Origin of the sequence: Vibrio sp. Hep-1b-8 (genome assembly GCF_006124995.1) — a bacterium.
GTDB lineage: Bacteria > Pseudomonadota > Gammaproteobacteria > Enterobacterales > Vibrionaceae > Vibrio.
Genome location: NZ_QEWN01000144.1, coordinates 1 through 4,715, shown reverse-complemented (window position 1 = coordinate 4,715; position 4,715 = coordinate 1). Strand labels below are relative to the sequence as shown.

At 46.5% G+C, this 4,715-nt stretch carries 5 protein-coding genes and 1 pseudogene; 2 read left to right on the top strand and 4 right to left on the bottom strand.

All coding sequences use genetic code 11. From position 1 onward, the window contains the following. Positions 1-115, top strand: a pseudogene (locus tag DA100_RS20695) (IS630 family transposase); the annotation flags it as partial. Between the two features lie 177 nt (positions 116-292). Further along, a complete protein-coding gene (locus DA100_RS20690) occupies positions 293-1,339 on the top strand; it encodes an SUMF1/EgtB/PvdO family nonheme iron enzyme (RefSeq protein WP_138973868.1) in 1,047 nt (348 codons plus the stop codon). A gap of 35 nt (positions 1,340-1,374) precedes the next feature. Here DA100_RS20690 and DA100_RS20685 read toward each other — a convergent pair whose 3' ends face one another. The 4 genes from DA100_RS20685 to DA100_RS20665 all read right to left on the bottom strand — a co-directional run bounded on the left by DA100_RS20685 (position 1,375) and on the right by DA100_RS20665 (position 4,690). Beyond that, positions 1,375-3,282 (bottom strand): LysM domain-containing protein, encoded by a 1,908-nt coding sequence (locus DA100_RS20685; protein WP_138973867.1) that lies wholly within the window; start codon positions 3,280-3,282, stop codon positions 1,375-1,377. Between the two features lie 92 nt (positions 3,283-3,374). Then, positions 3,375-3,689, bottom strand: a complete 315-nt coding sequence (locus DA100_RS20680; protein ID WP_138973866.1) for a hypothetical protein — start codon at positions 3,687-3,689, stop codon at positions 3,375-3,377. A gap of 162 nt (positions 3,690-3,851) precedes the next feature. Continuing rightward, complete coding sequence (locus DA100_RS20670; protein WP_138973864.1) at positions 3,852-4,049, bottom strand: hypothetical protein; 198 nt, start codon at positions 4,047-4,049, stop codon at positions 3,852-3,854. Positions 4,050-4,171: 122 nt separating this feature from the next. Beyond that, on the bottom strand, positions 4,172-4,690 hold the full coding sequence (locus DA100_RS20665) for an Hcp family type VI secretion system effector (RefSeq protein ID WP_138973863.1): 519 nt from the start codon (positions 4,688-4,690) through the stop codon (positions 4,172-4,174). Positions 4,691-4,715 lie beyond the last annotated feature (25 nt).

Below are 4,715 nucleotides of genomic sequence, written 5' to 3'. Positions count from 1 at the left end.
CTTCAAGGAAGCCATCGATCAATTTTTTACTGTGACTCTTCCAGAGATCGCAGGTTCACTGACGTCTCGAATCAATGATAATTTTCAGGTACTCAAGCCTGCATTTTCAAGTTGATTGGGTATACACCAATATTAAGACAGCGTTTCTGATAATTACTTGATAGATTGATTAATTATTAACTGGGTGTGCATCATTAAGAAAAGGAAGGAAAATCACATTATTTCCGAGTCATTAACTTCATGTCACCTGCTTAGCCGCTTAAAATAAACGGCTAAATAATGAGGATTGATAATGAATTATAAATGGCTAGGTCTTCTCGGGGCGATTCCTTTATTGGCGGCATGCAATAGCGATATCGACATCGACATCGACATTTCCAGCAACGTGCTTTCTCAACAGCAGCTCAACACCATTATTAGTAATGTCAATAAACACTATCCAGATGCAGACAGCGAACTAAAACAAAAGATCGCTGAGGTCGCGGTAAAGTCAATTGAGAATATGGTGTTTGTCGAAGGTGGCAGTTTTATTATGGGCGACTTTCGTATGCCCTGCATGAACGACGATCTTAATCGCCCTGTCTGGACGCCGGAAGCAAGCTGTTACAGTGATGTCGAGATTGTGAGCCGTGGTGCAGATATTCAACATGAAGTCACCCTAAGCAGTTATTCGTTGTCAAAGTATGAAGCGGAGTTGCTGGATTATGATGTTTACCTAAAAACATTAGGTCGACCATTTGAACAGAGTGAAGATGGAGGGAAGTACTTAGAACGCAACTCAACGGACTACCAAACATATTTACCTTATTTTACTAGTAAACCTGCCAGAGAAGTAAATTGGCAAGATGCAAAAAACTATTGCCTATGGCTGGGGCAGTTAACGGCTTTACCAGTGGACCTGCCTACCGAAGCGCAGTGGGAATATGCCGCGCGTAGCCGTGGTCAAAAACTCTACTACGCAACCAACAATGGCTTTATTCAGTTTAGAGGAAGGGGGTTTTATAACCCGGAATTAGGTGGCTATGAAGAGTTTACCGATAAAACCGCTAACATCGCCACAGGCCTAAACCCGGTTGGTATGTTTGCACCCAATCCTCTCGGTATTTATGATATGACTGAAAATGCCACAGAATGGGTTAATGATTGGTACGACAAAGATTATTATAAAGTGTCACCGAAACGTGATCCTCAAGGGCCCGCAACGGGTGAATACAAAGTCAAACGAGGTGGGGTTGGTATGGTCAATGTTGGTCGTACATACCGCGAGCTGGAGGTCAGTGATACCGCTATCCGCTCAGGTTTTCGTTGCTCAGTTCAGAGCTCTGACTTGCCCTATTAATATTGAAAACGACCGCCTTACGGCGGTCGCTATGGTTAAATATAGTAACCGTTGTTTTTATTTAAACGCACGATTTGCTGTTCAACTGTCTCCCTCTTCTGCCTCCAACTCCAGCCAGAGCGCGGCGCAAACGGGCGCATTTGAGCAAAGTTGCTCTCGTTGATTTCATTCACTTGCGCCAGTTTTAATACCCAGTTGTTAAAGCTTATCTGTTGTTCGCCATCTAAAATGGCATTAATGCGCGCTAAATTGTCAAACAACGCTTTGTCCTCTGCTTGTTTACCGCCTGACGGCTTTTCACCGGTGGCATTCATACGTGTGAGCACCTCTTCAAAACGTCGCCACGTTTTAACCCCACCAAGCAATAATATATAAATCGCCGTCTCTTGTTTCTCTTCCCATGACAGATAAAACGTTGTCACTAAAGTATTAAGCATAATGCCGACGGTTTCTGGCAGCAATTCTTCAAACGGTACTTCGCCAGTCACATCGCTGTAGTTCTTGACAATACGCCTGGTAAGGCGAAGGGCTTCCTTTTTCTTCTCGGATTCATTGTCCCACTTTTGAGTTCTTTTTTCCCACCAAGTATTGATTGATTGACTGCTGTTCATCACCGCCTGTTTAAGTGCGTCTTGCGGATTAGCAATCATATCGCTAGCAAAAGCCATATAACTAGACAGCATAAGGTGCTCGTAGACACGACTATCTAGATTATCCAGTACGCGGTAATCGGTTGCTTTTAAGCCTTTAAAAAGGATAACTGCGAGTTGCCATAGCTGCTCAAAATCAACGGTAGTGCCAAATCCACCACTGGCGCCAGGACCAAACACCAGACGACCTGAACAATTAAAGAAGAATTTCCCATCATCAAGCGCCAATTGGAAATCCCAACCCGCTCCGGCACCAATAGCCACATTACCGTTGGCACCCACTTTGGCGAGGGTGGCGAAGTCAAACACCTTATCCAGTTTGGTATCTTGCGGCGCTTTCCATTCCAGCCCCCCTTCAACCTGACCTCCAACTTGAGCACCACCAAAAATATCGCCTTTCACGCCGACACCGCCAGAAGCATTGGTACCCATACTAACGCTTGGAGAGAGCAGTATTTGGTGGCCGGGGTTGTTGTTGGCTTGATTAGTGAGTTCTAAGCGCCCGCTGGTCATCGCACCAACAAAACAGCTGAGCATTAAGCTAACTTTGGCTCTAAAGTGGCCAAAAGGATAAACGGCAGGCTGTTTGTTGGCATCAAGATAGCTAAGCGCTAGGGTATAACCACCTTCATAGGGGAAGTAACGGTGAAGCCCAACCGCACCTTCAGCCAGAGCGAAACTGGCCTCCGCACCAATGCCAATATCTATTTTGCCGTCGGATGGTTCAATCGTACTTTTGACGCTGGCTTGGGCCGCAAAGCGCAGTAGTTGCGCCTCTTGAGAGCTGGCAAAAAGAACTTCGCCATTGTCATCATGCAGCTTTTGAGTCGCTTTCCATTCATGGGCTTTCCAACCGTCCGCTTTCCAGTTGTCAAAGACAGCCTCTAGCTTACTGGTCTCGATATCATTGCGAATGCCTTTTTTAATGTCTTGGATAAAGGCTTGCTTTAGCCCTTGCCAGTCCCTCGCTTCTAAGGCTCGAGTGACTTCGGCATTAACGGTATTTTGTTTCCAGTTGTTTTTGGCACGCTCGACAAAATCCGCTCGCAGGTACACAAGTCGATTTTCGCTCACGAGCCAGGCTTCTAGCACATGCCTTTTCGCGGGTGTGCGTTCAAGCGTTTTGTGGTTCATCTTATTAAGATCAACACTTTGTTTGTTGGAAGACTCTGGTACAACGGGTCTATTCGCTAAATCCTGCCAGTAGGCGAGCTCTTTCTCGAGAGCGGCGAGAACGTTATCGCGCACCGTGATGGTGGATGGCTCAGAGAAGTACGGGACATAAGTGTTCACTAACGCGCGGCGTTTCTCAAGTTCAGCGATTTTGCTTGCGATGTAGTTCTGTGTTTTTGGTTGTTCCGCAGACTGAGTCGCGGTGCCTGCTGCTACTTGATGGCCCCTGCATAGACGCGCTCAAGCGCTTTTTCTAGATGCTGTGCTCTCAGCGCAATGTTGTCGCCACTGGGTGCGTTTTCTAGCAGCGTTTTATAGGCTTGAATCAGCTCGTCGGTGATCTGAATTTCTTGTTTGAGCTTTGCTTGATCCTCTTGCGCCAAACAGTAATAGTCTGTTGGTGAATCCCCGGTAAAAAACAGCACGTCATGGACATCGATGCCCTGACATACAGGCGCACTAAGAATTTCTCCAGTACATTTTTGTACTGGGTGGCTCAGGCGAATAATCGGGTTCAGGCGCCTCAATGATCACTTCTTTAGGTAGTGTTAAGGTATCTCCCGCCCGAATGTAATTTGGGTCAGTCTGACATTGCGGATTCAGCGTCAAGAGGTCGACATATTCGACGCCTTGATCAATAGCAATTTGGAGTAAGGTATCCCCCGGTTGAATAGTATAGGTAGTCATTGTCATAGTGCTCCCCGACTCGCTTCAAGAATCGACTGCATCGTAGAGAGGTGTTCTGGAGTTATCGTCCACTGATATTGCTTCGGAGGGACACTTTCACGGTATTGGACACATAACTTGCGTTTCGCAGGTTTGCGTTGCAGCGAGAAGGCATCATCGCCGAGTCCTTCTATATCTATGGTGTACGCCAATGTCGCCATACGTCTCTCCTATCGTTAACACCAAGCACAAAAACCTTAAATACAAATTACCGCGACAACGGTAATTTGGGGTTAAGGCTTTCAGGAGGCTTCCTGTAGGAAGCCTCTGAAAATCAAAGTGATTAAGCTTCGATAGGTTTACGCCAATCGTCTGAACCAGACGTACCTGCGTTGACGTGATCCCAAGTGATCTTGCGGTACGACATTGAGACCGTTAGATTTTGCGTGAAGTCGGACATCGACGGATCTTGACAGTGTGGCATCTCACACTGGATATCGACGATAGACGCGTTTTCTAGCTTAGTGGTGAAGAAGTTCTCTTGTTTGCCTTCGATAGAGGTGCGGTACCATTTCAGTTCAACAGTCTTCATCTTCTCACCAGAAGAAAGCGCGTTGTACAGCAGTGGCACGGCTTTGTTGAGAGTGACAGTAAACTTGAAAGGTTTATGGACGCGTTGACCAGAAGGTTGACCAGATTGTGGATCAGTCGGAACCGAAATGACGTGGTCAAACTTCTGAACCAGCATCTCGTCTTCGTGACCTTCTACATAAGAGTCACCGATAGAGTCAGCCGTACAGGCGCCCGCCGTGATCAGACCCTGAGTTTCACCGTCGATAGAAATATAACATGGAGTTGGCATAGTAAAATCCTTAGAGGTTGTGTGT

Coding starts and splice junctions, on each gene's coding strand:
- DA100_RS20690 (WP_138973868.1), top strand. CDS start 293: ATGAATTATAAATGGCTAGGTCTTCTCGGGGCGATTCCTTTATTGGCG.
- DA100_RS20670 (WP_138973864.1), bottom strand. CDS start 4,049: ATGGCGACATTGGCGTACACCATAGATATAGAAGGACTCGGCGATGAT.
- DA100_RS20665 (WP_138973863.1), bottom strand. CDS start 4,690: ATGCCAACTCCATGTTATATTTCTATCGACGGTGAAACTCAGGGTCTG.